At 68.6% G+C, this 25,580-nt stretch carries 28 protein-coding genes; 7 read left to right on the forward strand and 21 right to left on the reverse strand.

The window, feature by feature from the left end; genetic code table 11:
- Positions 1 to 12: 12 nt before the first annotated feature.
- From AC1DNC_RS15505 to pheS, 3 genes are read right to left on the reverse strand one after another with little or no spacing between them, the layout of a single operon-like run.
- Positions 13 to 720: a 4'-phosphopantetheinyl transferase family protein gene (locus tag AC1DNC_RS15505; protein WP_476863427.1), complete on the reverse strand. Its 708-nt coding sequence runs from the start codon at positions 718 to 720 to the stop codon at positions 13 to 15.
- Between the two features lie 40 nt (positions 721 to 760).
- The gene (gene pheT, locus AC1DNC_RS15510) at positions 761 to 3,304 is read right to left on the reverse strand and encodes a phenylalanine--tRNA ligase subunit beta (protein WP_476863428.1); all 2,544 of its coding nucleotides are present in this window, start codon (positions 3,302 to 3,304) and stop codon (positions 761 to 763) included.
- A gap of 2 nt (positions 3,305 to 3,306) precedes the next feature.
- A complete protein-coding gene (gene pheS / locus AC1DNC_RS15515) occupies positions 3,307 to 4,368 on the reverse strand; it encodes a phenylalanine--tRNA ligase subunit alpha (RefSeq protein ID WP_476863429.1) in 1,062 nt (353 codons plus the stop codon).
- A 223-nt stretch (positions 4,369 to 4,591) separates the two neighbouring features.
- Between pheS and AC1DNC_RS15520 the strand changes: the two genes are divergently transcribed.
- Both AC1DNC_RS15520 and AC1DNC_RS15525 read left to right on the forward strand, forming a co-directional pair.
- Complete coding sequence (locus AC1DNC_RS15520; protein ID WP_476863430.1) at positions 4,592 to 5,059, forward strand: hypothetical protein; 468 nt, start codon at positions 4,592 to 4,594, stop codon at positions 5,057 to 5,059.
- Position 5,060: 1 nt separating this feature from the next.
- A complete protein-coding gene (locus AC1DNC_RS15525; RefSeq protein ID WP_476863431.1) occupies positions 5,061 to 5,699 on the forward strand; it encodes an SIMPL domain-containing protein in 639 nt (212 codons plus the stop codon).
- 45 nt (positions 5,700 to 5,744) lie between these two features.
- Here AC1DNC_RS15525 and pcp read toward each other — a convergent pair whose 3' ends face one another.
- Positions 5,745 to 6,386 (reverse strand): pyroglutamyl-peptidase I, encoded by a 642-nt coding sequence (pcp, locus tag AC1DNC_RS15530; RefSeq protein WP_476863432.1) that lies wholly within the window; start codon positions 6,384 to 6,386, stop codon positions 5,745 to 5,747.
- Positions 6,387 to 6,619: 233 nt separating this feature from the next.
- Here pcp and AC1DNC_RS15535 point away from each other — a divergent pair, with 233 nt between their 5' ends.
- Positions 6,620 to 7,759: an Rv2578c family radical SAM protein gene (locus tag AC1DNC_RS15535; protein WP_476863433.1), complete on the forward strand. Its 1,140-nt coding sequence runs from the start codon at positions 6,620 to 6,622 to the stop codon at positions 7,757 to 7,759.
- Positions 7,760 to 7,801: 42 nt separating this feature from the next.
- On the opposite strand, the gene AC1DNC_RS15540 is transcribed toward AC1DNC_RS15535, so the two are convergent.
- The 4 genes from AC1DNC_RS15540 to AC1DNC_RS15555 are packed head-to-tail and all read right to left on the reverse strand — an operon-like array spanning position 7,802 to position 11,153.
- Positions 7,802 to 9,175: an NAD(P)(+) transhydrogenase (Re/Si-specific) subunit beta gene (locus AC1DNC_RS15540; RefSeq protein WP_476863434.1), complete on the reverse strand. Its 1,374-nt coding sequence runs from the start codon at positions 9,173 to 9,175 to the stop codon at positions 7,802 to 7,804.
- Positions 9,172 to 9,510: an NAD(P) transhydrogenase subunit alpha part 2 gene (locus tag AC1DNC_RS15545; protein WP_476863435.1), complete on the reverse strand. Its 339-nt coding sequence runs from the start codon at positions 9,508 to 9,510 to the stop codon at positions 9,172 to 9,174. The genes AC1DNC_RS15540 and AC1DNC_RS15545 overlap by 4 nt, the downstream gene beginning before the upstream one ends.
- Entirely contained in the window at positions 9,510 to 10,667 is a 1,158-nt protein-coding gene (locus tag AC1DNC_RS15550) for a Re/Si-specific NAD(P)(+) transhydrogenase subunit alpha (protein ID WP_476863436.1), read from the reverse strand. Before AC1DNC_RS15550 ends, AC1DNC_RS15545 begins: the two co-directional genes overlap by 1 nt.
- Positions 10,668 to 10,709: 42 nt before the next feature.
- On the reverse strand, positions 10,710 to 11,153 hold the full coding sequence (locus AC1DNC_RS15555; protein ID WP_476863437.1) for a (deoxy)nucleoside triphosphate pyrophosphohydrolase: 444 nt from the start codon (positions 11,151 to 11,153) through the stop codon (positions 10,710 to 10,712).
- Between the two features lie 179 nt (positions 11,154 to 11,332).
- Here AC1DNC_RS15555 and AC1DNC_RS15560 point away from each other — a divergent pair, with 179 nt between their 5' ends.
- The gene (locus tag AC1DNC_RS15560; RefSeq protein ID WP_476863438.1) at positions 11,333 to 12,541 is read left to right on the forward strand and encodes an MFS transporter; all 1,209 of its coding nucleotides are present in this window, start codon (positions 11,333 to 11,335) and stop codon (positions 12,539 to 12,541) included.
- 66 nt (positions 12,542 to 12,607) lie between these two features.
- Here AC1DNC_RS15560 and AC1DNC_RS15565 read toward each other — a convergent pair whose 3' ends face one another.
- On the reverse strand, positions 12,608 to 13,528 hold the full coding sequence (locus AC1DNC_RS15565) for a cation diffusion facilitator family transporter (protein WP_476863439.1): 921 nt from the start codon (positions 13,526 to 13,528) through the stop codon (positions 12,608 to 12,610).
- Positions 13,529 to 13,757: 229 nt separating this feature from the next.
- Here AC1DNC_RS15565 and AC1DNC_RS15570 point away from each other — a divergent pair, with 229 nt between their 5' ends.
- Complete coding sequence (locus AC1DNC_RS15570; RefSeq protein WP_056740672.1) at positions 13,758 to 14,024, forward strand: GlsB/YeaQ/YmgE family stress response membrane protein; 267 nt, start codon at positions 13,758 to 13,760, stop codon at positions 14,022 to 14,024.
- 112 nt (positions 14,025 to 14,136) lie between these two features.
- Here AC1DNC_RS15570 and AC1DNC_RS15575 read toward each other — a convergent pair whose 3' ends face one another.
- From AC1DNC_RS15575 to infC, 4 genes are all read right to left on the reverse strand, one after another.
- On the reverse strand, positions 14,137 to 15,036 hold the full coding sequence (locus AC1DNC_RS15575; protein ID WP_476863440.1) for a TrmH family RNA methyltransferase: 900 nt from the start codon (positions 15,034 to 15,036) through the stop codon (positions 14,137 to 14,139).
- A 65-nt stretch (positions 15,037 to 15,101) separates the two neighbouring features.
- The gene (gene rplT / locus AC1DNC_RS15580) at positions 15,102 to 15,572 is read right to left on the reverse strand and encodes a 50S ribosomal protein L20 (RefSeq protein ID WP_476863441.1); all 471 of its coding nucleotides are present in this window, start codon (positions 15,570 to 15,572) and stop codon (positions 15,102 to 15,104) included.
- Between the two features lie 119 nt (positions 15,573 to 15,691).
- Positions 15,692 to 15,886, reverse strand: a complete 195-nt coding sequence (rpmI, locus tag AC1DNC_RS15585; protein WP_009358635.1) for a 50S ribosomal protein L35 — start codon at positions 15,884 to 15,886, stop codon at positions 15,692 to 15,694.
- A gap of 115 nt (positions 15,887 to 16,001) precedes the next feature.
- Complete coding sequence (gene infC, locus AC1DNC_RS15590; protein WP_476863442.1) at positions 16,002 to 17,063, reverse strand: translation initiation factor IF-3; 1,062 nt, start codon at positions 17,061 to 17,063, stop codon at positions 16,002 to 16,004.
- A gap of 405 nt (positions 17,064 to 17,468) precedes the next feature.
- Here infC and AC1DNC_RS15595 point away from each other — a divergent pair, with 405 nt between their 5' ends.
- The gene (locus tag AC1DNC_RS15595) at positions 17,469 to 17,867 is read left to right on the forward strand and encodes a DUF1844 domain-containing protein (protein ID WP_476863443.1); all 399 of its coding nucleotides are present in this window, start codon (positions 17,469 to 17,471) and stop codon (positions 17,865 to 17,867) included.
- Between the two features lie 112 nt (positions 17,868 to 17,979).
- Here the strand turns inward: AC1DNC_RS15595 and AC1DNC_RS15600 are convergent, their stop codons facing one another.
- The 8 genes from AC1DNC_RS15600 to AC1DNC_RS15635 all read right to left on the reverse strand — a co-directional run bounded on the left by AC1DNC_RS15600 (position 17,980) and on the right by AC1DNC_RS15635 (position 24,293).
- Positions 17,980 to 19,302: an MFS transporter gene (locus AC1DNC_RS15600; protein WP_476863444.1), complete on the reverse strand. Its 1,323-nt coding sequence runs from the start codon at positions 19,300 to 19,302 to the stop codon at positions 17,980 to 17,982.
- Positions 19,303 to 19,365: 63 nt separating this feature from the next.
- On the reverse strand, positions 19,366 to 20,256 hold the full coding sequence (locus tag AC1DNC_RS15605) for an SseB family protein (RefSeq protein ID WP_476863445.1): 891 nt from the start codon (positions 20,254 to 20,256) through the stop codon (positions 19,366 to 19,368).
- Positions 20,257 to 20,266: 10 nt separating this feature from the next.
- Complete coding sequence (gene priA, locus AC1DNC_RS15610) at positions 20,267 to 21,013, reverse strand: bifunctional 1-(5-phosphoribosyl)-5-((5-phosphoribosylamino)methylideneamino)imidazole-4-carboxamide isomerase/phosphoribosylanthranilate isomerase PriA (protein WP_476863446.1); 747 nt, start codon at positions 21,011 to 21,013, stop codon at positions 20,267 to 20,269.
- 42 nt (positions 21,014 to 21,055) lie between these two features.
- Positions 21,056 to 21,214, reverse strand: coding sequence for a hypothetical protein (locus tag AC1DNC_RS15615; protein ID WP_476863447.1), 159 nt, complete (start codon positions 21,212 to 21,214; stop codon positions 21,056 to 21,058).
- Positions 21,215 to 21,997 carry an imidazole glycerol phosphate synthase subunit HisH gene (gene hisH / locus AC1DNC_RS15620; RefSeq protein ID WP_476863448.1) on the reverse strand — a complete coding sequence of 261 codons (783 nt, stop codon included), beginning with the start codon at positions 21,995 to 21,997 and terminating at the stop codon, positions 21,215 to 21,217.
- Positions 21,994 to 22,614, reverse strand: coding sequence for an imidazoleglycerol-phosphate dehydratase HisB (hisB, locus tag AC1DNC_RS15625; RefSeq protein WP_476863449.1), 621 nt, complete (start codon positions 22,612 to 22,614; stop codon positions 21,994 to 21,996). Before hisB ends, hisH begins: the two co-directional genes overlap by 4 nt.
- A gap of 67 nt (positions 22,615 to 22,681) precedes the next feature.
- On the reverse strand, positions 22,682 to 23,800 hold the full coding sequence (locus tag AC1DNC_RS15630) for a histidinol-phosphate transaminase (RefSeq protein WP_476863450.1): 1,119 nt from the start codon (positions 23,798 to 23,800) through the stop codon (positions 22,682 to 22,684).
- Between the two features lie 100 nt (positions 23,801 to 23,900).
- Entirely contained in the window at positions 23,901 to 24,293 is a 393-nt protein-coding gene (locus AC1DNC_RS15635; protein WP_476863451.1) for a LysM peptidoglycan-binding domain-containing protein, read from the reverse strand.
- A gap of 408 nt (positions 24,294 to 24,701) precedes the next feature.
- On the opposite strand from AC1DNC_RS15635, the gene lexA reads away from it, so the two are divergent.
- Complete coding sequence (gene lexA, locus AC1DNC_RS15640; RefSeq protein WP_476863452.1) at positions 24,702 to 25,451, forward strand: transcriptional repressor LexA; 750 nt, start codon at positions 24,702 to 24,704, stop codon at positions 25,449 to 25,451.
- Positions 25,452 to 25,580: the final 129 nt, after the last annotated feature.

The following is a 25,580-nucleotide window of genomic DNA, read 5'->3' on the forward strand; positions in this document are numbered from 1 at the left end:
AGGATCCCCTCGCTACGGGCCCGAAGACAGGGCCAGAGCAGCGGCAAACCGCGCGGGCAGCCCGGATTCCGCCGGGGCCAGGTCACGGATGCCGGGCCGGTCCAGCACCTCCACGGTGTCCGGCGCTGTCAGCAACCCGGTGCCGCACAGCTTGAGCCAGGCCTCCTTGCGTGCCCACAGCCGGGCACGGGCGGACAGCAAGCCCGCCCCGGCCAGGCCGCGCAGGCTCCGGCGTTCCGCCGGGCTGAGCGCCACCCGGTCGAAGCCGTCAAAGTCGGCGCCCGCCGGGTCCTGGACGTCGACGCCGAGGCGCAGCCCGGGTTCCGGATCAGGCACGGCGGCCAGCAGGGTCCAGCCTGCGCTGCGGGACAGGCTGAGCAGCAGCGGCACCGGTGCCCCGTTCCGGGTGTAGCCGGGCCGGCCGTGCGGACTTCCGGGGCCGCACTGCGGACAGTCGTAGACGGCGGTGAGCGAGGCCAGCGGCACGTCCAGCAGCTCCGCCGCGAACCGTCGCTGGGCCAGCCTGCCGGCCAGGAACGCCGCCCGCGGGCCGGGCTGCATCTCCGCGGCGCGCCCGAGCTCGACGTTGTCCAGCAGCCCAGCTGCCGCGTCGTCCACGGCGGCGCCGAATCCGGCCGCGGCGGGAGCTGCGCCGGACGGTGAAGGTACTCCGGGTACGCGGAAGGGCGGGACCGAGCGCACCACCAGCTGCGATGTCATGGTCCCGCCCTTCCGGAGTTGGCTGCTAGCGCTGCACCGGTTATCGCTGAACGGCGCCGAACCGCTCGTGCGCGGCGGCAACCGCGGTGTCGCGGGCGGCCGAGGCCTCATCCGCGGTCAGCGTCCGGTCATCGGCCCGGAAGCGCAGGTTGAAGGCGAGCGATTTCTTGCCATCCTCGATGCCCTTGCCGGCGTAGACGTCGAACAGGGACACCTCCTCGAGCAGCTCCCCCGCACCCTCGCGCAGGGCGGCCAGCACTTCGTCCGCCGCGACATCGGCTGCCACCACGAGGGCGACGTCCTGGGTCGCCACGGGGTAGGTGGAGATGTGCCGGGCGACAATCACGTCGGCAGCGGCTTCGAAGAGCGCGTCGGCATTCAGTTCCAGCGCCACCGAGCGGGCCGGCATGTCCTGCGCCGCAAGCAGCTTCGGGTGCAGTTCGCCGGCGTAGCCCACCACTTCGCCGCTGCGGAGCGCCAGCTGTGCGGCCCGCCCGGGGTGGAAGGCCTGGTGCTGGCCCTTGCTGACCACGAGTTCGACGCCGAGGACGTCGCCGGCGAGCCGGGCAATGTCCAGCGCGTCGGCCCAGTCCCAGGCCCGCGGCGCGTGCGCCGGCGCGGCCGGGGAATCGTGGCCGGTCAGCACTGCGGCGAGGTGCAGCGGCTGGTCCGGGACGCCGTCGTACAGGCCGTCCAGCACCTCATCGGCAGGCTTGGCGCCCAGCGGCGGAATCGAAGCCGTACCCAGCGTGTCGCCGGGCAGGAAGACCAGCCCGGACTCGAACAGCGCCAGGTCGCGGAAACCGCGGGAGTGGTTGCGCTTAGCGACCTCGATCAGGCCCGGCAGGATGGAGGTCCGCAGGTAGCCTTGCTCCTCGCTGATCGGGTTGGCCAGCTTGAGCGCCTTCCGTTCCGCGCCGGCAACCGGGGCCCCGAAGGTGTCGTTGGCGGCCTTGGAGACGAACGGGTACGCGAGCACCTCGGTAAGGCCCGCATCGGCCAGGGCCTGGATGAGTCGGCGGCGCTGTTGCTGCACGCGGGTCAGGCCGCGGCCCGGGGGTGCCACCGGCAGGGTCGCGGGGATCTTGTCGTAGCCGACCAGCCGGGCGATTTCCTCGGAGAGGTCTTCCTTGGTTTCCAGGTCATTGCGCCAGCTCGGGGACGTGACACGGTAGCCGGTGCCTGTCTTTTCGACGACCGCGCCGAGGTCCTGGAGCGAGGTCAGGATCTGTTCCTCGGTGAAGTCGATGCCGATCCGTTCCGCGGCGAAGGCGGCGGGCAGGTCGACGGCGACGGCGTCGGGCGCGGTGCCGACGTCGGTCCCGGCCTCATCGGCGGTGCCGCCGGCGAGCTCAATCAAGAGGTCGACGACCCGCTGGGCGGCCACGCCGGCGATGTGCCAGTCAACGCCGCGTTCGAAGCGCTTGGAGGCTTCGGACGGGAGCTTGTGGCGACGGCGGGACCGGGCAATCGACACCTCGTCGAAGTGCGCGGCCTCGACCAGGACGTTGCTGGTGGAGTCGGACACCTCGGTGGCGGCGCCGCCCATCACACCGGCAATGCCGATCGCACCGGAACCGTCGGTGATGAGGAGGTCCTCGGCGTCGAGCGTGCGTTCCTTGGCGTCCAGGGTGGTGATCTTCTCCCCTGCCGCCGCCCGCCGGACCACGATGTCGCCGGAGAGCGTGTCGAGGTCGTAGCAGTGGGTGGGCTGGCCGAGTTCCAGCATGACGTAGTTCGAGATGTCCACCGGCAGCGAGATGGACCGGATGCCGGCGAGCCGGAGCCGCGAGGTCATCCACGGCGGGGTCGGCTTCGTGGCGTCGACGCCGCGGACGGTCCGGGCCACGAAGCGGTCGCATCCGGGCTTGCCGTAGATCGGCGCATCGTCATTGAGCTTGACGCCGTAGCCGCCGGCCAGGTCCGCGGGGGCCTGCACCTTAGACGCCGGGTCGGTGAAGGACGTGCCGGTGGCGTGGGCGTACTCCCGGGCGACGCCACGGATCGAGAAGGCGTAGCCCCGGTCCGGGGTGACGTTGATTTCCGCGGCCTGGTCGTAGAGGCCCAGCAGCTCCATGGCGTCGGTGCCGATTTCCGGGTCCAGGCCGATGCGGGAGAGCACCAGGATGCCGTCGTGGTCCTCACCGATACCGAGTTCCCGCACGGAGGCGATCATGCCGGCGGAGAGGTGGCCGTAGGTCTTGCGGGCGGAGATGCGGAAGTCGCCGGGCAGCACGGCGCCCGGAAGGGTGACCACCACCTTGTCGCCCTCCACGAAGTTGTGCGCACCGCAGATGATGCCCTGTACGCCGGAGGGGTCGATGCCGTCGCCCGTGAGGGTCTGCTGCTGGCCTTCGGGGACGACCCGGACCTGGCACCAGTTGATCGTCTTGCCGTTGGACTGCGGCTCCTTGACGAGGCTCAGGACCTGGCCCACCACGATGGGTCCCTGGAGGGTGTCCGTGGGGCGGTGGACCGCTTCTTCTTCGAAACCGACCTTGACGAGGTCAGCCATGACGTCTTCGGCCGTCGCTCCGGCCGGTACGGCTGCGAACTCACGCAACCAGGAAAGTGGGATACGCACTGTTAGATCTCCATCCCGAAGTGCTCGCTGAAACGTACATCGCCTTCGATCATGTCGCGCATGTCGCCGACCTCATTGCGGAACATGAGGGTGCGCTCGATGCCCATGCCGAAGGCAAAACCTGAATAAACGTCCGGATCGATGCCGGCGGCGCGCAGCACGTTGGGGTTGACCATGCCGCAGCCGCCCCACTCGATCCAGCGCGGACCGCCCTTGGCCCCGGGGTGCCAGATGTCCAGCTCCGCGGACGGCTCGGTGAACGGGAAGTAGTTCGGGCGCAGCCGGATCTGGGCCTCCTCGCCGAACATCTGGCGGGCGAAGTGCTCCAGGGTGCCGCGCAGGTCCGCCATGGACAGGCCCTTGTCGATCGCGAGGCCCTCAAACTGGTGGAAGACCGGGGTGTGCGTGGCGTCCAGTTCGTCGGTGCGGAAGACCTTGCCCGGGCACAGCACGTAGATCGGCACCTCTCGCTCCAGCATGGAGCGGACCTGCACCGGGGAGGTGTGGGTGCGCATCAGCAGGTGGGCCTCGGGCGGCTCCACGAAGAAGGTGTCCTGCATCTCGCGGGCCGGGTGGTCCGGCTTGAAGTTCAGTGCGTCGAAGTTGAACCACTCAGATTCAACCTCGGGGCCCTCGGCGATCTCCCAGCCCATGCCGACGAAGATGTCCGCGACGCGGTCCTGCAGCGTGGACAGCGGGTGGCGTGCGCCGGCTCGACGACGGCGGGGAGCCGCCGTGACGTCCACGGTCTCTTCGACCAGGATGCGCGCGTCGTTCTCCGCCTCGAGCTCCACGGTGCGGTCCGCGAGCGCCTTGTTGACGCGTCCGCGGGAGGCTCCCATGAGCTTGCCGGCGGCGGCCTTCTGGTCCTTGGGCAGGGCACCGATTTCACGGTTGGCCAGGCTCAGCGCGGATTTCTCCCCGGTGTGGGCCAGTCGCACGGCCTTGAGTTCGTCGAGAGTCGACGCGGCGGCAATGGCGGCGACGGCCTGGTCTACGGCGGCGGTGATGGCGGCTTCGTCCAGCGGGTTCGGGACGGCGGCGCCCGGCAAAGTTTCAGTCATCTACTGTTCTTAGCTACGAGTCGGGTGGTGCCAACGGCGGGCGCACCCGCGGGCGGTATCCGCCGGCGCGCACCCGTCATCGACAAGGGCAAGGACCAAGGTCAGGGCCCACCGAACCTTCCCGGCGGGCACTCCCGTCCAGTCTAGTTGAACGCGTCCGGGCGCCCGAACGTGACGGACGGGGCCCTCCGGGCACCGCGGCTCCTCCGGCTACCATGGCCTCATGACCTCCGGACAGCGGCTGCGGCAGCTTGCCAATGTGTTGAATGCGTCGACCCCGCTGGGGCTGCTGCTGGCCGCCTGCGCCGGGACCCGAGTTCACCGCGGGCCCCGGGGCCTGCTCCTCGCCACCGGCTACCGCTGGCGCCTGCCGTTCGCGGCGGCGTTCACCGTGGGCAACGTGGTGCTGTACCGGAGCGGGCCGGAGGAGGCCCTCGCAAACCCGGTGCTGCTGGGGCACGAAGAGCGCCACAGCACCCAGTATGCCTGGTGCCTGGGCGTCCCGTTCCTGCCGCTGTACTTCCTGGCGGCAGCCTGGTCCCTGCTCCGGACAGGCAACCCCGGATCCGCCAATTTCTTCGAGCGGCACGCCGGACTCCAGGCCGGCGGCTACCCGCCGCTCCCCGGGAAGTCGCCCGGACACTCCCCCGCGGCCACTCGCGGCACGGCACCCAAAGAGAACGAGGCATGACATGACGGAAACTCCCCGGTCCATCTCGGTCACCGGATCCGGCACGGCCGAAGCCGCGCCGGACCTGCTGACCCTCTCCATCGGCGTCGAATGCCGCCGCGCCGATGTCGACGCGGCGTACGGGGACGCCGCGCACGCCTCGTCCGCGATCACGGCCGCGCTGCGGGGCCATGGCGTGGCGAACACGGACATCACGACATCGGGGCTGAACGTGCGGGCCGAGGTCAGCTGGCAGGAGGGCCGCGGGCAGCTCGTCTCGGGCTATCTCGCCTCCAGCACGCTGAGTGTCCGGCTCCGCGAGCTGGCGTCCGCCTCGTCCGTCATTGCCGCGGCGGTCGCGGCCGGCGGCGACGATGTGCGGCTCAACGGCCTGGAGCTCGGATTTGCGGACCCAGCCTTGCTGGAGGTGCGCGCCCGGGAGGCTGCATGGAACGATGCCCGCACAGCGGCCGAGCACTTCGCCTCGCTGGCGGGCGCCCGGCTCGGCAGGACCCTCTCCGTCACCCAGCAGCCCGGGACGGCTGCGCCCATCCCGCTGGCCAAGATGCAGCGCGTTGCGGCCTCCGAGCCACTAACCGTCGAAGCCGGCGGCGCCAGCGTCACGGCCGCCGTCGACGTGGTCTGGGAACTCCTGGACTGACCGTCTCAGCTCACCCGCCCGGCCTGGCGTTGCTTCCGGGTCGCCCTAGTGGGTGGCGCCCCCGGCGAGCTTGAGGTCCGCCGTCGTCGCCAGCGCGGTGCGGACGACGACGGCGAGCGCCTGCGTCATCTGTTCCAGCGGCAGCGATACGAGCCCGCTGCCCGGGGCAACCTGATCCGGCCCGAACGGGACGTGGACAAAGCCGCCGCGTACCGCCGGGGTGGACGCCAGGGCGTGCATCAGGCCGTAGAAGACGTGGTTGCAGACGTACGTTCCGGCTGTCTGGGACACCTCGGCCGGGATCCCTGCCGCGCCCAGCGCCGCCAGGGCCGCCTTCACCGGCAGGGTGCTGAAGTAGGCCGCCGGGCCCCCGGGCACCACGGGCTCATCAACCGGGGCGTTGCCCGCATTGTCCGGGATCCGCGCGTCGTCGCAGTTGATCGCGATCCGTTCCAGCGAGATGCGGGGCCGGCCGCCGGCCTGGCCGGCGCAGACCACGACGTCCGGACGGTGCTCGGCCAAGGCGGCGCGCAGGGCGGCGATGGCGTCGCCAAAGACGCAGGGCAGCTCCACCGCCGCGACCTCGTGGCCCTCGGCTTGAAGCAGGGCGGCCGCCCCGCGCGCGGCGGTCCAGGACGGATTCGTAGTTTCGCCGCCGAAGGGTTCGAAGCCGGTCAGGAGAATCATGGGCCCAGCCTAGCAACGCCGCGTTCTTGATCACCGAGTGGAAGCCGGCGGCGCCCGGGCTCCCGCAGCCCAGTGCCGCAATTCGGCTGAGTTCCTACCCGATGAGGAGGAAGTTCCCCCGCAGGGATGAGTGATCCGCCTCCTCGAAACGTGCACCGGTGCGCGTGGGCAGGAAGCGAAGGAGCCGGCCCGTGGTCCTTGACTTAAGATCGAACATATATTCGAATGTATCCATGAGATGGGACGCGCAAGCACTGAGGCCGAGCGGTGAAACCCTCGCCGTCGATCCCGACGCCGTTGCCGCCGCGCGACCGGCCGCTCCGGCATTGCTGCCGCTGGCCGGTTTGGTCCGGACCGTCTCCACCCCTGAGTTTGCCGGGGTCACTTTCCATGAGGTCACTGCCAAATCGGTGCTCAACAAGGTGGCCGCCGGTTCCCGGATGCCCTTCGAGTGGACGGTAAACCCGTACCGTGGCTGCAGCCACGCCTGCGTGTACTGCTTCGCCCGCAAGACCCACACCTATCTGGACTTCGACGCCGGCCTGGACTTCGACAGCCAGGTGGTGGTCAAGATCAATGCGGCCGAGGTGCTGCGCAAGGAACTCGCCAAGCCCTCGTGGCAGCGCCAGCACGTGGCCCTGGGCACCAACACGGACCCTTACCAGCGCGCCGAGGGACGGTACCAGCTGATGCCCGGCATCATCGGCGCCCTGGCGGACTCCGGTACCCCCCTGTCCATCCTGACCAAGGGCACGCTTCTGGCCCGGGACATCCCGCTGCTCAAGCACGCCGCCGCCCAGGTCCCGGTGGGCGTGGGGATCTCCCTCGCCATGACCGACGAGCGGCTCTCCGAGGCCGTGGAACCCGGCACGCCAGGCCCGCGTGCCCGGCTGAAGCTGGTCTCCCGATTGCGCGAGGCGGGGCTCCCCTGCGGCGTGATGGCGATGCCCATCCTGCCTTGGCTCTCGGATTCCGACGAAGCCCTCGATTCCCTCTTCGGCTCACTCGCCGCCGCGGGCGCCACCGGTGTCACGGCCGGCGCCCTCTACCTGAAACCGGGCACCCGCGAATGGTTCATGCAATGGATCGCCCGGGAACACCCGCAGCTCGCCGGAAAGTATCGCCGGCTCTACGGCAGCGGATCCTACGCCTCCAAGGAATACCGCGCCTGGCTGTCCGGCCGGATCAGGTACTTCAGGTCCCGGCACGGCTTCCTCGGCTCCTCGGGCTTCAGCCACCGGGATCTCGACGATGATCCCCGGGAAGAGGAAGCCCAGTACCCGGCCGGCAGCATCCCCGACCCGGCCGCCCAGCGGGCTGCCGCTGCCGGCGCCGGAGCAGGGCCACGGGCGGCGCAACCGACGCTCTTCTGACGGACCTGTTTGACGGATCCGATAGCCGACCCGTGCGGCGGCCTAGAGGACCTTTACCGCGCCGAGGACCTTCGAGAGCGAATCCTTGGCGTCACCGAACAGCAGGGTGGTTCTGGGATCATGCAGGAGCTCGTTCTCGATTCCGGCGAAGCCCGGGCGCATCGATCGCTTCAGGAACACCACCTGTTGGGCCTGGACCACCTCGAGGATCGGCATCCCGTAGATCGGCGAGCCGGGGGACGACTTAGCGGCGGGGTTGACGACGTCGTTGGCGCCCACCACCAGGGCGATGTCGGTGTTGGCGAACTCCGGATTGACCTCGTCGAGTTCCCGGAGCGACTCGTACGGCACGTTCGCCTCCGCCAGCAGCACGTTCATGTGCCCGGGCATCCGTCCGGCCACGGGGTGGATGGCGAAAACGACGTCCACTCCCCTGGCTGTGAGCGCGGTGGCGAGCTCGGCGACGGTGTGCTGGCCCTGGGCGACGGCGAGGCCGTAGCCCGGCACAATCACGACGCGTTGGGCGTAGCCGAGCTGCACGGCGACGTCCTCGGCCGAGGAGGAGCGCACCGGACGGTCGCTGACGGTGGTCGAACCCGCAGTGGATCCGCCCCGGAAGGCGCCGAACATGATGCCGGCCACGCCGCGGCCCATGGCCGAGGCCATCACCTTGGTGAGGATGGTGCCGCTGGCCCCCACGAGTGTCCCGGCCACGAGCAGCAGCACGTTGCCGAGGACGATCCCGGACGCGGCGACGGCGAGGCCGGTGAAGGCGTTGAGCAGCGAGATCACGATCGGCACGTCGGCGCCGCCCACCGGGAGCACCAGCAGCAGCCCCGCGGCAAGGCCCAGCACCAGCAACGCCCCGGCCCAGGCCGGCGAACCCGAAAGCACAACCAGCCCGCCGGCGGCCAGGGCGCCCGCAAGGACCACCAGCATCACGGCGGGCATGCCCCGGAAGAGCAACGGCCGGGTGCTGATCAGCTCCTGCAGTTTCCCCATCGTGACGGCCGAGCCCGCGAAGGACACCGCTCCGACCAGCATGGTGAAGACCACGGCCAGCCGCACCCAGGGCTCCTCGCTGTGGCCAAGTTCCAGCACCGCGACCAACGCGGCCGCGCCGCCGCCGACCCCGTTGAACAGGGCGACCAATTGCGGCATCTGGGTCATCTGCACGCGCCGGGCGACCGGGACGGCGAGGGCGGCGCCGACGGCGATCGCGGCCAGGATCAGCGGAATGTTGTCCAGCCGGGCGGAGAGGAACACGGTTGCCAGGGCCACCGCGGCCCCGGCGGCGCCGATGGCGTTGCCGCGCCGGGCGGTCCGGGGCGAGCTGAGGCCCTTCAGCGCGAGAATGAAACAGACCGCCGCCACCAGGTAGAAAAGTGCGGTCCACGCCGGGGCAAGGATGCTCATTTGCCGTCCTCCCCCGTGCGGCCGGTGCCCGCTCCGGCCGCATCGCCCCGGCGTGCGGCCTTCCGCGGGCCGAACATCTCCAGCATCCGGTCGGTGACGACGAATCCGCCGACCAGGTTGGCGGTCGCGAGGACCACAGCGAGCAGTGCGACGGCCAGCAGCCAGGGATCGCCGGCCTGGCCCGCCACGATGACTGCGCCGACCAGGATGATGCCGTGGATGGCATTCGCGCCGGACATCAGCGGGGTGTGCAGCTTGCTGGTGACCTTGGAAACGACTTCGAAGCCGACGAAGACGGCGAGGACCACCACCGTGAGTAACGTGACTGCATTCATCAGTTGTGCGCCTCCATCGCTGCCGCCGTGCCGGCGTGCCGGACGGCGCCGTCGTGCGTCAGGCACGCCCCGGAGATGACGTCATCGTCGAAGTCCGGGATCACCTTGCCGTCCAGGGTCATCAGGGCGAGGAGGTTGGCGACATTCTTGGCGTACAGCCGGGAGGCGTCGGAGGCAACGGCCGACGCCGCGTCCTGCATCCCCACCAGCGTCACGGCGCCGCCCGGGACCGGAACCAGGACGTCCCGGCCGGCGATCACCCCCTCGACGTTGCCGCCGGACTCGGCGGCAAGGTCCACGACGACGGATCCTGCCCGCATCCCGGCCACCATGTCCGCGGTGACGAGCAGCGGGGCGGCCCGGCCCGGGATCGCCGCCGTCGTGATGAGCACGTCCGCCGAGGCTACGTGTGGCGCCAGCAGGGCACGCTGCCGAGCCGCCCGGTCCTCGCCGAGTTCCCTGGCGTAGCCGCCGCTGCCTTCAGCGGCCGTGTCTGCAGCCCGGGTATCGAGCTCCAGATTGATGAAGGTCCCGCCCATCGAGGCGACCTCGTCGGCGGAGGCGGCGCGGATGTCGTTCGCCGAGACCCGGGCGCCGAGCCGTTTCGCGGTGCCGATCGCCTGCAGGCCGGCGACGCCGGCGCCGAGGACCAGCACCCTGGCCGGCGGGATGGTCCCGGCGGCGGTCATATAGAGCGGGAAGAACCTCGGGTAGCGCAGCGCCGCTTCCAGTACGGCGCGGTAGCCGGCGACCAGGGACTGGGAGCTGAGCGCGTCCATGGACTGGGCGCGGGAGATCCGGGGCACGAGTTCCAGTGCGAAAGACGTCACCCCGGCGGCGGCGAGGGCGCCCACGGTTGGCAGCTCCGAGGCCGGTGAGGCAAACCCGATGGTGACGGTGCCGGGCCGCAGGATGGCGGCCACATCAGGGCTGAGCGGCCGGACGTGCAGCAGGACATCCACGCCGTCCAGCGGAAGATCCGGGGTGAGGCTGGCGCCGGCGGCCTCGTAATCGGCGTCACCGTAGCCGGACTCGACGCCTGCACCGCATTCCACCAGCACCGACAGGCCCAGGCCGGTGAGCTGCTGCACCGTCTCGGGGGTGGCCGCAACCCGGCGCTCCCCCGCACGTTGTTCCCGTCTGACCCCCACCTGCACGCCCGGCTCCTCTCGGTTCGCCCCAGCGTAGCCACAGAGCCCTTAGTTTGGCGAGGGTTCTGCCGCGACGGCTGCCAGGAGCGCCTCCACGATCGGCAGGTCAGCCGGGATCCACGGCAAGCGGAGGACTTCCTGCCGGTCCGTCAGTGCCACCCAGCGCAGTTCGTCGTGGTCCTCCAGCGGCTGCGGCGTGCCGGCAGCAAGCTCGGCAAACCACACCCGCATAACAGCCTTGCCGTTGAGCGGCCAGCCGGCCGGCGCCTCGGCGGCCAGCTCCGGCCCCAGCCGGACCTCCACGCCGAGTTCCTCCAGCAATTCCCGGTGCAGCGCACGCTCCGGAGCTTCGCCGGGGTCCACCTTGCCGCCGGGGAACTCCCACATGCCGGCGAACTGGGGCGGCGCGGTCCGCCTTGCCACCAGGAGGGACCGGGGGGCGGCCAGGGAATCCACTACTGCGCCGCCGACGACGTTGATGAGTTCAGTCACGTCCACCAGTCTAGGGGCGCGGCGCCGTCGGCCTCCGGGAGAGAATGATGGGAGACCTGGCGTACAGCGTCGGAATACCGGAGCCTGGGCCCCGCGTTACCTGCACAGCGGCTCCATGCCGAACCACTACGCCGCATTCTCCCGGCCAGCGCCGGGATCGTTCCCCGAGAAGCAGACGGATGACAACCACCAAAGACGCCCCCGCAATGCCTAAAGCCGGCACCCGCCACCTCGCCCTCGCCATCATTTCCCTGGCGATGGGCGGATTCGGCATCGGCACCACCGAGTTCACCATGATGGGCCTGCTCAAGGAGGTGGAGCATGGCCTGGGCATCGGGACTCCGGAGGCCGGACACCTGATTTCCGCCTACGCCCTGGGCGTGGTGGTCGGCGCGCCGGTCCTGGCCGCGGTCGGGGCCAAGCTTCCGCGCAAGTACCTCGCGCTGGGGCTGATGCTCTTCTTCAGCCTCGCCAACCTCAGTTCCTTCATTGCCCCGGACTACGGCACCATGCTGGTGTCCCGCTTCGCCGCCGGGCTGCCGCACGGCGCTTTCTTCGGCGTCGCCGCGGTAATCGCCTCATCCCTCGTGGCCCCGACCCGGCGCGGCTGGGCTATCTCCATGGTGATGGCGGGCCTCACCGTTTCCAACGTCATCGGCGTGCCGTTCGGGACCTGGCTGGGCCAGAACTTCGGCTGGCGGCTGCTCTTCCTGCTGGTCGGCCTGATCGGCATCCTGACCATGGCCATGCTCTGGAAGTTCGTGCCGTTCCAGGAACCCCATGCCGACGCGAGCATCCGCCGCGAACTCGGAGCGCTCAAACGGCTGCAGGTCTGGCTTGCCGTCCTGATCGGCGTGGTCGGCTTCGGCGGATTCTTCGCCACGTACACCTACATCGCCCACACCATGACGTCGGTGGCCGGCATACCCTCCGAGTGGCTGCCGCTCGTCGTCGCGCTGTACGGGGTGGGCATGGTGGCCGGCAACATCGTCGGCGGACGGATCGCTGACAAGTCCGTGATGGGCACCATCTACTGGGTGCTGCCCGGCGTCGCCGTGGCGCTCGTGGTCTACGCCGTGGCCGTGCACTGGCCCTGGTCCGCGTACGTGATGGTCTTCGTCGTGGGCGCCGCCGGCTCCATGCTCGTTCCGGCACTGCAGACCCGGCTCCTCGACGCCTCCCCCGACGCGCCGTCGCTGGCGTCCTCGCTTAACCACGCGGCCCTCAACGTGGCGAACGCCCTGGGCGCGTTTCTCGGCGGCCTCGTCATCGCCTGGGGCTGGGGCTATGTGGCACCCGCCCTCGTCGGCGCGGTACTGGCCATCCTGGGCCTCGGCGTCGCAGTCCTCAGTGGTGCGGTGGAACGCAGGAAGCCGCTGGTCCGGTAGCCGCGCGATGCGGTTCCGGGCCAGCGGCCCCAGGGCGAAACGGGTGAAACGGGTGGAGCGGGTGAGCTAGTTGGCGCTGACTCGCTGCACGTCCGGTTCCAGGTAGATCACCCGCGCAGTGGGCACGGCTTCCCGGATACGGACTTCGGTGGCGTCGATGGCCGCCGCGATGTCCCGGCCCGACTCGGCCGCGCCAATCCCGATCTTGGCCGCGACCAGGAGTTCCTCCGGGCCCAGGTGCATGGTCTTGATGTGGATGATGGTGGTGCCGTCGGCTTCGATGGCACCGCGGATCTTTGCGACGTCCGCCTTGGTGGCGGACTCGCCCAGCAGCAGGGACTTCGTTTCCACCGCCAGGATGGCCGCGATCGCCACCAGCAGCAGGCCGATCATCGCGGTTCCGAGGGCATCCCAGATACCGTTACCGGTGATCAGCGTCAGGCTGACGCCAAAGAGCGCGAAGACCAGGCCCAGCAGGGCGCCGAAATCCTCCAGCAGGATCACGGGCAGCTCCGGCTGCTTGGCGTTCCGGATGAAGTGGACCCAGCTCTGCTTGCCGCGCAGCGGGTTGGATTCGCGGATGGCGGTTCGGAAGGAGAAGGACTCGGCGATGATGGCGCCGACGAGTACGGCCAGCGGGACCCACCAGAAGTCACCCTCAATGCCGTGCGGGTGCTGGATCTTGCCCCAGGCCTCGTAGAGCGCAAACAGGCCGCCGACGGAAAAGAGCACGATCGAAACGATGAACGCGTAGATGTAGCGTTCCCGGCCGTAGCCGAACGGGTGCTCGGGGCTCGCTTCCTTCTTGGCGCGCTTGCCGCCGACCAGCAGGAGCAGCTGGTTCCCTGAATCCGCGAGCGAGTGGATGGCCTCCGCGAGCATCGACGAGGACAGCGTCAGGATGAACGCGATGAACTTAAGGACGGCGATCGTCAGGTTTGCGGCCAACGCCGCGACAATCGCCTTGGTACCGCCGTTTGCAGCCAAGAGAGCTTCTCCTCAGGAGGTTTTTCAGGGGGACGTGCGGGGAGCGCTTTTGGCCCGAAGCCGCAAGGAACACCGTACCCGTTCGGGGCCCGCTCCCGCACCGTGGCGGGCCCGTCAGCGGTACGTAACGATTGGGTGTGATGTTGCTGACACGCGTTCACGGCTGTGTTAGCTTGAAGCCATAATCGGGATTCCTAAGGTGAATGCCGACGAATATGTAGGAGGAGACATGGGCTTTCTAGGCTGGATCATTCTCGGACTCATTGTAGGTGCAATCGTTAAGGCAATCATGCCTGGCAGGGTCGGCGGCGGCTGGGTCACCAGCCTCGTGCTCGGCGTCGTCGGAGCCATTGTCGGCGGCTGGATCGGCGACCTGCTGTTCGGCGGCGGCAAGATGGAATTCTGGAACCTCGGCTCCTGGATCCTGGCCATTGTCGGCGGCCTCGTCGTAGCCGGCATCTACGGTGCCATCACCGGACGCAACCGGACCACATAAGAATTCTCAAGTACCGCCCCGGCTTCAGTGCCGCAGCGGAAAACGAACGACGGCGGGGGCTCACCTAACGGTGGGCCCCCGCCGTCGTTCGTTTTCCCGAAGTTCCTGCCGGCTAGGCGGTTCGCTGCTGCGAGCGGGCGCTGGCGTAAAGGCACACCGTTGCCGCGGTGCCGAGGTTGAGGCTTTCCGCTGCTCCGTAGACCGGTACGGCGACCCGGTGGTCCGCGAGGGCCAGTTCCTCCTCGGAAAGACCCTGGGCCTCGTTGCCGAAGAGCCACGCGGTGGGCTGCTCCAGGGCGTACCCGGATTCGGCCTCGGACGCACCAAGGCGCCGTGCCGCGTTCTCGTCCTGGAGCCGGTCCAGGTTCAGCTGGCCCTGGCCGTCCGCCGCGAGGATTCCGATGCCCCGTTCCTTGCAGCGGGCCACCAGTTCCTCAACATCGGCGCCCAGGACGACGGGCAGGTGGAAGAGCGATCCGGCCGTCGAGCGCACGGCCTTGGGGTTGTAGATGTCAACGCTGGATGCGGTCAGCACCACGGCGTCGGCACCGGCCGCATCGGCGGCCCGGAGCACGGTTCCGGCATTGCCGGGGTCGCGGACCTGGCACAGGACCGCCAGCAGCTGCGGGCCGGCGTCCAGCACCTGGTCGAGGCTGACGTCCAGGAATCCGCAGACTGCGAGGATGCCCTGGGGGGTGACGGTGTCCGACATTGCCGCCAACACCTCGTCGGTGGCGAGGTAGGCGGCGGTACCGTCCGCGAGGGCCTCCAGCTCGGGATGACGGTCAAGGCAGGCCTCGCTCGCGTACACCTCATAGACGACCCCGGGCTCCCCCGCGGCAATCCGCTTCTGGTGCAGGGCCAGGGCTTCCCGGACGGCCTGCGGGCCCTCTGCGAGGAACTCGCGGCGCTTTAAACGGGCCGGGCGCCCGGCAAGCTGTGCCACCTTCCTCACTCGATCAGCTCGAGGGTTGGAAAGGGTAAAGTCTTGCGGGCGCCCGGTTTCGTTCATATAAGAACCTTAGTTGCTTTCGCAGCCGGTTCTAGAACGGTGCTGTCTTGCGACGGCGGGAGGAACTACTTTGCGGCCTCGGCGTCAGCCTTCTTGGCAGCAGGCTTCTTGGCGGCAGGCTTCTTCGCAGCCTTGGGAGCCGCAGCAGCCTCGGCCTGGACGGCCGGAGCGGAGGTGTCAGCAGGCAGCGAGTCCTTGGCGACCTTCACCAGCGCGGCGAAAGCGTTGGCGTCGGAGACAGCCAGCTCGGCCAGCATGCGGCGGTCAACCTCGACCTCAGCGGCCTTGAGGCCCTGGATCAGACGGTTGTAGGTCAGGCCGTTGGCGCGGGATGCAGCGTTGATGCGCTGGATCCACAGGCGGCGGAAGTCGCCCTTCTTCTTCTTGCGGTCGCCGTAGCTGTACACAAACGAGTGCAGCAGCTGCTCTTTGGCCTTGCGGTACAGGCGTGAACGCTGTCCACGGTAGCCCTTTGCGCGTTCGAGGATAACCCGGCGCTTCTTGTGGGCGTTGACCGCCCTCTTCACACGTGCCACGTGCGTACTCCTTCAGAATTCTGATCCCAAGCGTCTACTGCCGGAAAACCCGGCTGGCCTGAGAAGCCTTTTTGGTAGTGGACCGCTGCCAGGTGGCAATCGATCCGAGAACTTGGAACTTAGATGCCGAGCATCTTCCGGATGACCTTTGCGTCGCCCTTGAAGACGATCTTGTCGCCGGCGAGGCGGCGGGTCAGCCTGGAGGACTTGTGCTCGAGGTAGTGGCGGCGGTTGGCCTGCTGGCGACGCAGCTTGCCGCTACCGGTCAGCTTGAAGCGCTTCTTAGCACCGCTGTGGGTCTTCATCTTCGGCATGGGAACCGATCTCCTTACGTATCCGCAGACGGGGTCTGCAGTCTTTCGTGCAGCCGCCCCTGCGGGCGGCATGCTGGTTGCTTGCTGCCGGACATTGCTGTCCGGCAGCCGTGAACTAGTTGGTCTTCTTGCTGCCCGGCTTCGGAGCGGCCTTGGGGGCCGCCGGCCGTGCCGCAGGCTTCGGTGCCGCAGGCCGGGCAACCGGCTTGGGTGCCGCAGCAGGCTTCGGAGCAGGCTTCTCGGCAGCCGGAGTTGCCTCGGCGGCCGCCGCCTTCGGAGCCTCAGCCTTCGGTGCTGCAGCCTTGGGAGCGGCAGCCTTGGGAGCAGCGGGTGCCTTCGGTGCCGCGGCCTTGGGAGCTGCGGGCGCCTTGGCCGCTGCCGGCTTCGCTGCGGCCTTGGGAGCCGCCTGCTTCGGAGCGGCCGCCTCGGCGGCCTTGGGGGCCTCCTGCTTCGGCTCTTCCTTGGCGGGCGCCGCTTCGGCCGGTGCCTCTTCGGCCGCGGCGGGAGCTGCCGTTTCCGGGGCTTCCTCAGCCTTGGGGGCCTCGGTCCGGACCTGGTAGCCCTCCGGCAGCAGGTCGGCCAGGGACTGCGTCAGGGGCGCTTCGGGGGCGGACGTGTCAACGCGGCCGCCGCCGGCTGCCTTGGCTTCGTTCTCAGCCTTGGCTTCTGCGCGCTGCGTTGCGCGGCGGGCCTCTGCCTTTGCTTCTGCCTTGTTCTTCAGCGGGCCCACCACCATGACCATGTTGCGGCCATCGATACGCGGGCTGGACTCCACAACGCCAACTTCGGCGACGTCGTCAGCGAAACGCTGCAGCAGGCGGATGCCCATTTCGGGGCGCTGCTGCTCACGGCCGCGGAACTGGATCATGGCCTTGACCTTGTCACCGGCGCCGAGGAAGCGGAGGGCGTGGCCGCGCTTGGTCTCGTAGTCGTGGGTGTCGATCTTGAGCCGGAAACGGATTTCCTTCAGGACCGTGTTGGTCTGATTCTTCCGTGCCTCGCGTGCCTTGACCGCAGCTTCGTACTTGTACTTGCCGAAGTCCATCAGCTTGCACACCGGAGGCTTGGCCTGCGGTGCAACTTCAACGAGATCAAGGTCGGACTCGGCAGCCAAACGCAGGGCATCCTCAATACGGACGACTCCTACCTGTTCACCTGCAGGGCCGACCAGCCGCACCTCGGGGACGCGGATACGCTCATTGATTCTTGGCTCGCTAATGTTAAAGCTCCTGTGTTCGTGAGGGGTACTCCGCCGGCAAATGAAGAAGGCCCTCAATTGCCGGAGCAATCGAAGGCCTCGAAGATCGGAACTGCCGTACCTCGCGGGGAGGCGGCATGCGTTCCCGCCAGGCCTAAGCCTAGGGAGAATGCCCGACCAGGTACCCGGCAACCTTGATTCCTGGGGAATACTCGCGGTTGACGCGGGTGGGAGAGAACTCCGCTTGCAAACTGAAAAGCAATTCTACAGAAAAATACCCGTTCAACGCACATGCGCGCCCGGGTGTCACCGTCCCGTTCAACTTCAAACGGTGGGCCTTCTGCAAAATAACGACAATCAGTCGGTCTGTGACAAGCTTACCGCATGAGCACTTCAGACAGTAATTCCCACGTTTACCAGCCTGCCAACGCCCAGGCCGGCGACCAGAGCGATGTATCCCAGCAGATCCGCGACATCTCCGAGGTGCCCGCGATCGAAGTCATCACCACCGCCGCGGTCCACCTCATGAGCGCCGCCGCCGTGAAACTCGGTTTGGCCGCCGAGGAAAACGCCGAGGAGCTCAAGGATCTGGACGAGGCGCGCAAGCTGATCACGGCATTGGCCGGACTGGTCACGTCCGCGGCTCCCGAGATCGGCTCCCAGCACGCCGGACCGTTGCGCGATGGCCTGCGTTCCCTGCAGCTGGCCTTCCGCGAGGAATCCGCCATTCCGGACGCACCGGGCAAGGGTCCGGGCGAGAAGTACACCGGCCCCGTCAACTAGGTAACCCGGCCGCCGAAGCAGCGGCCAACGACGACGGCGGCGGGCGGACCAGAACGGTCCACCCGCCGCCGTCGTCGTTAATTGCCTAGGCCAGTACAGCGCGTGAAGCTGGTCAGGCTGCGCCGAGCCGCCGCCTGCGGCGGTGTTGAAGCACCAGTCCCACCAGGCACAGCAGGACGCCGGCCACCCCCACCGATACGAAGCCCGCGCCCGGGCCCACGCCGTCGATGAAGAGCCCGGCCAGCGGGGCGCCGAGTGCCACCCCGCCGGTGAGGGCCGAGCCGTACCAGCCGATTGCCTCGCCGCGGCGGCCCTCTTCGACCAGGTCCGCGACTTTTTCAGAAGCGGCAGAGAGCACCGGCGCGCAGAGCAGGCCGGGCAGCAGCGAGAGCAGTGCGAGCGTCCAGGTGTCCTGAGCGAACGCCATCGGCAGGGTCAGCGCGGACATGCCCAGCAGCAGCAGGACCGGCGAGACCGGCCGGTGCATGGCGCCGTACACCAGGCCGCCCAGCACCGACGCCGCGCACCAGAACAGGAACACGATGCCGATTTGAGCCTGGTGGCCGCCCGTCTGGAGGGCAGCAACAATGCCGACGTCGGTGCCGCTGAGCACCATGCCCGCGCCGGCTGCGACGGCAAAGACCGCCGCCACGGCGGCCGTGAACCAGGCGAAGTTGTGAATGACCTTGTGCCGGAGGCCAACGCGCCCCTGCCGCCGCTGTTCCGCGGCGGCCAGCGGCGCCAGTTCGGCGGCGGCCTCCTGCAGGTGGGCGGGCGCCGCGGCGACGAGGGCGGTCTCTGCCCCCTCCTGCTGGCCGGCCTCAAACGCCGTGTCCGGTTCCAGGTCGGGCACGGCACTGCGCGTGGGCGGGTTGATCCACATCAGGAACAGTCCTGACAGGGAGGTGGCGACACCAACCACGGTCAGGCCGAGCACGGAGAAGCCCGCGGTGGCGACGAGGGCACCTGCGGCGGGGCCGATCATGAACACCAGCTCTGTGCTGATCGCATCCAGGGCAAAGGCGGTGCGGCGTTGCTCTCCGCTGGCAAGGATTCCCAGCGATTGGCGCACGACGCTGAAGATCGGCAGCGTCAACAGGCCGCCGACAAAAACCAGCGGGAGGAGCAGCTGGTAGCCGACGTGCGGCACGATCGACCAGATGACGGTCTCGGAGACGACGGACGGGATCAGCGCCCTGCGCAGGCCGACGGTATCGACCCGGCGGCCGCGCCACGGGGCGCCGACGGCAATGCCTATCGTCATGACGGCGGCAGCGGCTCCGGCCGCGGCATAGCCCTGTCCCAGGGTGAGGACAATGTGCAGGGTCAGCAGCACACCCGCTGCGGAGTGCGGGATGCGGGCGACCATGCCCACCAGCAGGAGGTTCCTGATGGGCCTCACGGCCAGCAGGTCCCGGTAAAGCGCGAAATTCACGAAACTGCATTCCTTTGAGTACTGCCTTCGGCAGCCCCCGGAAGTCTCCGCACTGGCCGTCGGCTATTGAGCTGCGCGCTGCAACTTGATTTCGATCGAGTCAACCCGTTCAGCAAACGTTTCATTCCGGGCCCAGGCGTCGTTGAGACCGGCCACGAGGGTCTGCACCGCACCGGCGTCGAGCCCGTCTTCAAGGTACAGCACCACCCGCAGTTCCGGGCCGGCGCCGCCGCCGGGAAGTTCCCTGCCGCCGGCCTGGGCGGACGCGACGCCGCCGCCGGGGTGTATTTCCACCCGGCGGAGCGCCGGCACACCGGCCGCGGCCGCTTCGACTGCTTCCGCGACGGCCGGGTCGCTGTAACTGGGCGTCCAGGCGTGCTGCCGCGCAAGCGCCCAGACGGCCGGTCGGCGCACCACGAAGGTGGTGGCGGAGCCGGGGTCCAGCACAAGCAGCTCGGCTCCCTCGGCGACGGCGGAGAGCGCGGCGCGGGCCGCGTAGACCGCCACGGGCCGGGCCTCGCGGTGCCAGGTGGCCAGCGCCGCGGCCGAGGTGAAGACCGGCAGCGCGGTCCGGCCGTCAGGTGCCTTGAGCGTTACCAGCGCCATGTCCGCCTGCTTGTCCCCGTGCAGCTCCCCGCCGTGTGCATCCGCTACAGCCTCACCTTCCTCGGCGAGCTGGGCGAGGATCGGCACGAAGACGCGGGCGGTCGCCAGGGATGCCACCACGGAGGCCTCGCCGTCCGTGCCGGCGGCGAGGGCCGCCAGCGCCGTGAGGTACCCGGCGTCGGCGGCGCCGTCGTCATCCTCGAAGTTGTGGATCTTGGCGTCGTCACCGCTCAGGCTGCGGCCGGCCCAGGGTTGCCCGGCCGAGTCCGTCGCCCCGCCGGCGCCGGCGAGGGCGGCAGCGATATGGCCGGGCAACTGGCGCCCGGCGGGCTGGGAGCTGTGTTCCATGGCCGGGTGCCTAGCGGCGGCCGGCGACGTCGAGCGCTTCGGGCAAGGTGAAGTTGCCGTTGTACAGGGCCTTGCCGACGATGGCGCCCTCGACGCCGAGGGGGACGAGGGAGCGCAGGACTTTGAGGTCCTCGAGGCTGGAGATGCCGCCGGAGGCCACGACGGGCTTGCCGGTCTTTTCGACCATCTGGCGCAGCAGCTCGACATTGGGGCCCTGCAGGGTGCCGTCCTTGGTGACGTCGGTGACGACGTAGCGGGCGCAGCCGGCTTCTTCGAGGCGGCCGAGGACCTCCCAGAGGTCGCCGCCTTCCTTGGTCCAGCCGCGGCCGGCGAGGGTGGTGCCGCGCACGTCGAGGCCGACGGCGATCTTGTCGCCGAAGCGCTCGATCACCCGTTCCGTCCACTCGGGGTTCTCCAGCGCTGCGGTGCCCAGGTTGACCCGGGCGACGCCAAGGTCCAGGGCCTTCTCGAGGGATTCGTCGTCGCGCAGGCCGCCGGAGAGCTCAACCTTGACGTCCAACCGGCCGACGACCTCGCGAAGCAGCTCGGCGTTGGAGCCCCGGCCGAACGCCGCGTCGAGGTCCACGAGGTGGACCCATTCGGCGCCCTGTTCCTGCCAGTTGAGCGCGGCCTCCAGCGGCGTCCCGTAGCTGGTTTCGCTGCCGGCCTCGCCCTGGACCAGGCGCACGGCCTGGCCGTTGACGACGTCGACGGCGGGGAGCAGTTCGAGTACCGGCAGTGCGGATTCGGTGGTCATCGTAGGGTCCTCACGGTGTTGGAGTGGGTTGCACGGCAGGGGTCAGTTAGCCGGCAGGGTCAGGAGCCAGGCGGCCAGCAGCGACATCCCGGCCAGGATATAGAAGACGATCTGAACCCAGAGCGGGCTTTTCTGCTGCCGGAAGGACAGGGCGCCGCCGACCAGCAGACCGGCTAGGCCCATCAGGACTATGGACCACATCTAGGCGGTCTGTTCCGGCATGCCGGCCTGGACGGCGCCGGATTCGTTGCCGGCTTCGGCGCCCGGCTTATTCCCGCCGCGCAGGCTGTCCACCCAGTTGCGCAGCAGGCGCGCGCCGGCGTCGCCGGATTTTTCCGGGTGGAACTGGGTGGCGCACAGCGGCCCGTTTTCCACGGCGGCGATGAATGGGGCGCCGTGCTCGGACCAGGTGACGAGCGGGGCCGCCATCCGTGGCTGGATCACGTCGAAGTCCCAGTGCTGCACGCCGTAGGAGTGGACGAAGTAGAAGCGCTCGTTTTCAACGCCGGCGAAGAGCCGGGAGCCCTCCGGCACGGTGACCGTGTTCCAGCCCATGTGCGGCACGACTTCGGCGGGCAGGAGTTCGACCTTGCCCGGCCACTCCCCCATGCCCTCGGCGACGGTGCCGTGTTCGACGCCGGCTTCGAACAACACCTGCAGCCCGACGCAGATCGCGAGCACGGGCCGGCCGCCGGCGACGCGGCGGCCGATCATGCGCACAGCGTCAACGGCCTTCAGTTCGTTCATGACGGTTTCGAAAGCACCAACACCGGGGACAACGAGCCCGTCGGCGTTGAGCACGTCCTCGGGCTTGGAGCTGAGGATGACCTCGGCTCCGGCGCGTTCGAGGGCGCGGACTGCGGAGCGGACGTTGCCGGAACCGTAGTCGAGGACGGTGACGGTGGGTTTGCCCTCCGGCGAGGCCGGCTTCTTGGCGGCATCGGGGTTGATGATGGCGCCGTCCCGGAGCACCTTGCCGGTCACAGTGCGCCCTTGGTGGACGGAATGCCCTCGACGCGCGGGTCCGGCTCCACGGCGGCCCGGAGGGCACGGGCGAAGGCCTTGAACTGGGCCTCCACGATGTGGTGGGGGTCCCGGCCGGCGGTGACGTTCATGTGCAGGCAGATTCCGGCGTGCAGGGTGATGGCCTCGAAGACGTGCCGGGTCAGGGATCCGGTGAAGTGTCCGCCAATGAGGTGGTACTCCTGGCCGGCGGGTTCGCCGGCGTGCACGAGGTAGGGCCGGCCGGAGACGTCCACGACGGCGTGCGCGAGCGCTTCGTCCAGCGGGACCGTGGCCTCGCCGAAGCGGCGGATGCCGGCTTTGTTGCCGAGCGCCGTGCGCAGCACCTCGCCGAAGGTAATGGCGACGTCTTCCACGGTGTGGTGGACGTCGATGTGGGTGTCGCCGGTGGCTTTGACCGTAATATCAATCAGCGAGTGCTTGCTCAGTGCCGTGAGCATGTGGTCGTAGAACGGCACAGAGGTGCTGATGTCCGAGACGCCGGTGCCGTCCAGGTCGATCTCGACCAGGACGGAAGATTCGCTGGTGGTCCGCTCCAGGCGTGCGGTCCGGGCAGCGGCTGATCCGGTGTTGCTCATGTTGGTGTCCTTTGGATGAGGCGGGCGCCCGGCAAACAGGGCGGTGTGCGTAGGTCCTGGCTTAAGTCTAGGCGGACTGCACTTCGTGGCCGGTCAGGATCCGTTCCAGGGCCTCCAGAAACGCTGTGGTTTCCGTCTCAGTGCCGGCCGTCACGCGCAGGTGGCCGGGAATGCCGACGTCGCGGATGAGCACACCGGCGTCCAGTAGCCCCTGCCAGGTCTCGTGCGGGTTCTCGATCCCGCCGAAGAAGACATAGTTCGAATCGGAGGCGGCGGGTTTGAGGCCCATTCGGGTCAGCTCCGTCACAATCCGGTCGCGCTGCCGTTTGATGTCTTCAACATCGGCCATCAGGGCAACGCGGTGGCGCAGGGCGGCCAGCGCCGTCGCCTGGGTAATGGCTGACAGGTGATACGGAAGGCGGACCAGGCGCAGGGCGTCAGTGACCTCGGGGGCCGCCGCCATGTAGCCAAGCCGGGCGCCGGCCAGGGCGAAGGCCTTGCTCATGGTGCGCGAGACGATCAGCCGCTCACGACCGGGAAGCAGGGTCAGCGCGCTGGGCGTGCCGTCGTGCGCGAACTCGTGGTACGCCTCGTCCACGATGACGATGGTCTGGCTTGCTTCTCCGGCCTCATAGACCGCCTCGACGACGTCGAGGCCCAGCCCGGTGCCGGTGGGGTTGTTCGGCGAGCAAAGGAAGACCACATTGGGTTTGAGCTCCCGGACCTGGCGGGCGGCCGATTCGGCACTCAAACCGTAGTCGTCGGCGCGAACTCCGACGATGTATTCCGTGTCCGTGCCGGCGGCGAGCAGCGGGTACATCGAGTAGGTGGGAGGGAAGCCGAGGGCGGTGCGCCCCGGGCCGCCGAAGGCCTGGAGGATTTGCTGCAGGACTTCGTTCGAGCCGTTGGCGGCCCAAATGTTCGCCGCATCCAGTCCGTGGCCGAGATACTCGGCGAGTGCTTCGCGCAGCTCCGTGAACTCGCGGTCCGGGTACCGGTTCAGTCCTGCAGCGGCCTCGGTCACGGCTTCGGCGATGGCGGCGCGGACGTCCGCCGGGACCCCGTGGGTGTTCTCGTTGACATTCAGCAGGATGGGGACATCAAGCTGGGGAGCACCGTAGGGGCGCAGTCCCCGCAGGTTGGTCCGGAGGGGCAGTCGGTTGAGGCGCTCTAGCTGGTCAGTCACTTGCCCAGTTTAAGTGAGACCCGGCCCGGCCCCGAAACCGTGACTGCCAAAAGTCGGCCGGCGGTCCGGCGGCATGACACGCCAGTCCCCTGCAGACGGCCTACTTTGAAGGTACGTACAGCTGTTGGCCGGGGAGGACGCGGGCAGCGCCGAGGTTGTTGAGCTGAACGATGTCGGCCACCACGTCACGGGGATCGCGCTCCGGCGCCACGGCGCCGGCGATAGCCCAAAGCGACTCGCCCGGCTGGACGGTGACGGTGACGGTCGGCGTGAGCGAGAGCTCCGCGTTCGAGTCCGCGGCCTTCGCCGGGGAGTTCATGAAGCCGGACAGGGAGAGGACGAGTACGGCCAACAGCAGCAGCGGCAGCCCAAAGAAGACAAATCGGCCGCGGCGGGTCAGGCGCAACGGAGCCTGCTTGCCGGCTGCAGCGGCCGGGGCCGCCTTCGCAGGAACGGAATCGAACGAACCGGAAATAGCGCTTACTGCTGACATGAGCTGAGCCCTCCTGGACTTATCTGTGTCGCTGGAAATACCTGTGTTGCTGGAAATACATGTGCCGCTCGGCGTACTCCACGTACCTGCCGCCAACCGGCCTTACCTTCGAACCCAAACCGCGAAGCATGAATCTTCGAACACTGAGCCGAAAACCCCATCGGACTTCGAACCCTCGTGTTCGAACACATATTCGAACCTTGCCTGTTCATTTTTAGCACCTATGAACGAACCTTGTCGAGACTCGCTAGAACAAATGTTTGAAAAACCCTGATGGCTGGCCTATTTTTGAATCACAGGACAACCACTTGTGCTGGTGAATAGCAGTTGATCAACGGGGTCTGACATTTTCAGCTCGGAGGGTCCCGGCAGCCTCAGCGGCCGGGCGAAATGAAAGGCATGGCGAACATGGCAGCACAAGCCGCCGGCGGGAGGGCCACCCAGCGGGGCACCCAGACCGGCCGGGCGCCGAAGAGCCTTACCGTCCGGCAGAAGAAGATCCTGGAGACCATCCAGCGTTCCGTGACGGACAACGGCTACCCGCCCTCGATGCGCGAGATCGGCGACACCGTGGGGCTCGCCAGCCTTTCCAGCGTCACCCATCAGCTCTCGCAGCTGGAAAAGCTCGGCTACCTGCGGCGGGACCCCAAGCGGCCGCGCGCCATGGAAGTTCTTATGCCGCTGACGCTGGACGAGGGCGCGACGAAGATTTCAGGCGTGGAAAAATCCAGCGGCCTGCGGGCTGTCGGCGGCCTTGCCGTCTCGGAACTCGCCAGCGCTACGGACACCGCGATGGTGCCCTTCGTGGGCCGGATCGCTGCCGGCGGTCCGATCCTGGCCGACCAGGTGGTGGAGGACGTGATGCCCCTGCCGCGCCAGCTGGTGGGCCACGGCGAACTGTTCATGCTCAAGGTTGCGGGTGACTCGATGATCGACGCCGCCATCTGCGACGGCGACTGGGTGGTCGTCCGGCGCCAGAACGACGCCGTCAACGGTGACATCGTGGCGGCGCTGCTCGATGACGAGGCCACGGTGAAGACCTTCCGCCAGCGCGACGGCCACACCTGGCTACTGCCACAGAACACCCAGTACGAGCCGATTCTGGGCGACCATGCCGTCATTATGGGCAAGGTCGTATCGGTGCTGCGCTCCCTGTAGCCCTCCCCCGGCAACCCCGGGCCAATCGCCGGCCAATCGCCAGCCTGCATCGAAGAGGCCCCGTCCCATTTACGGACGGGGCCTCTCGCGTTCACGCGTGCAGGACGGCTCTTGGCGCGGGCTACTTGC

This window comes from Arthrobacter sp. 01N442, from assembly GCF_056399345.1.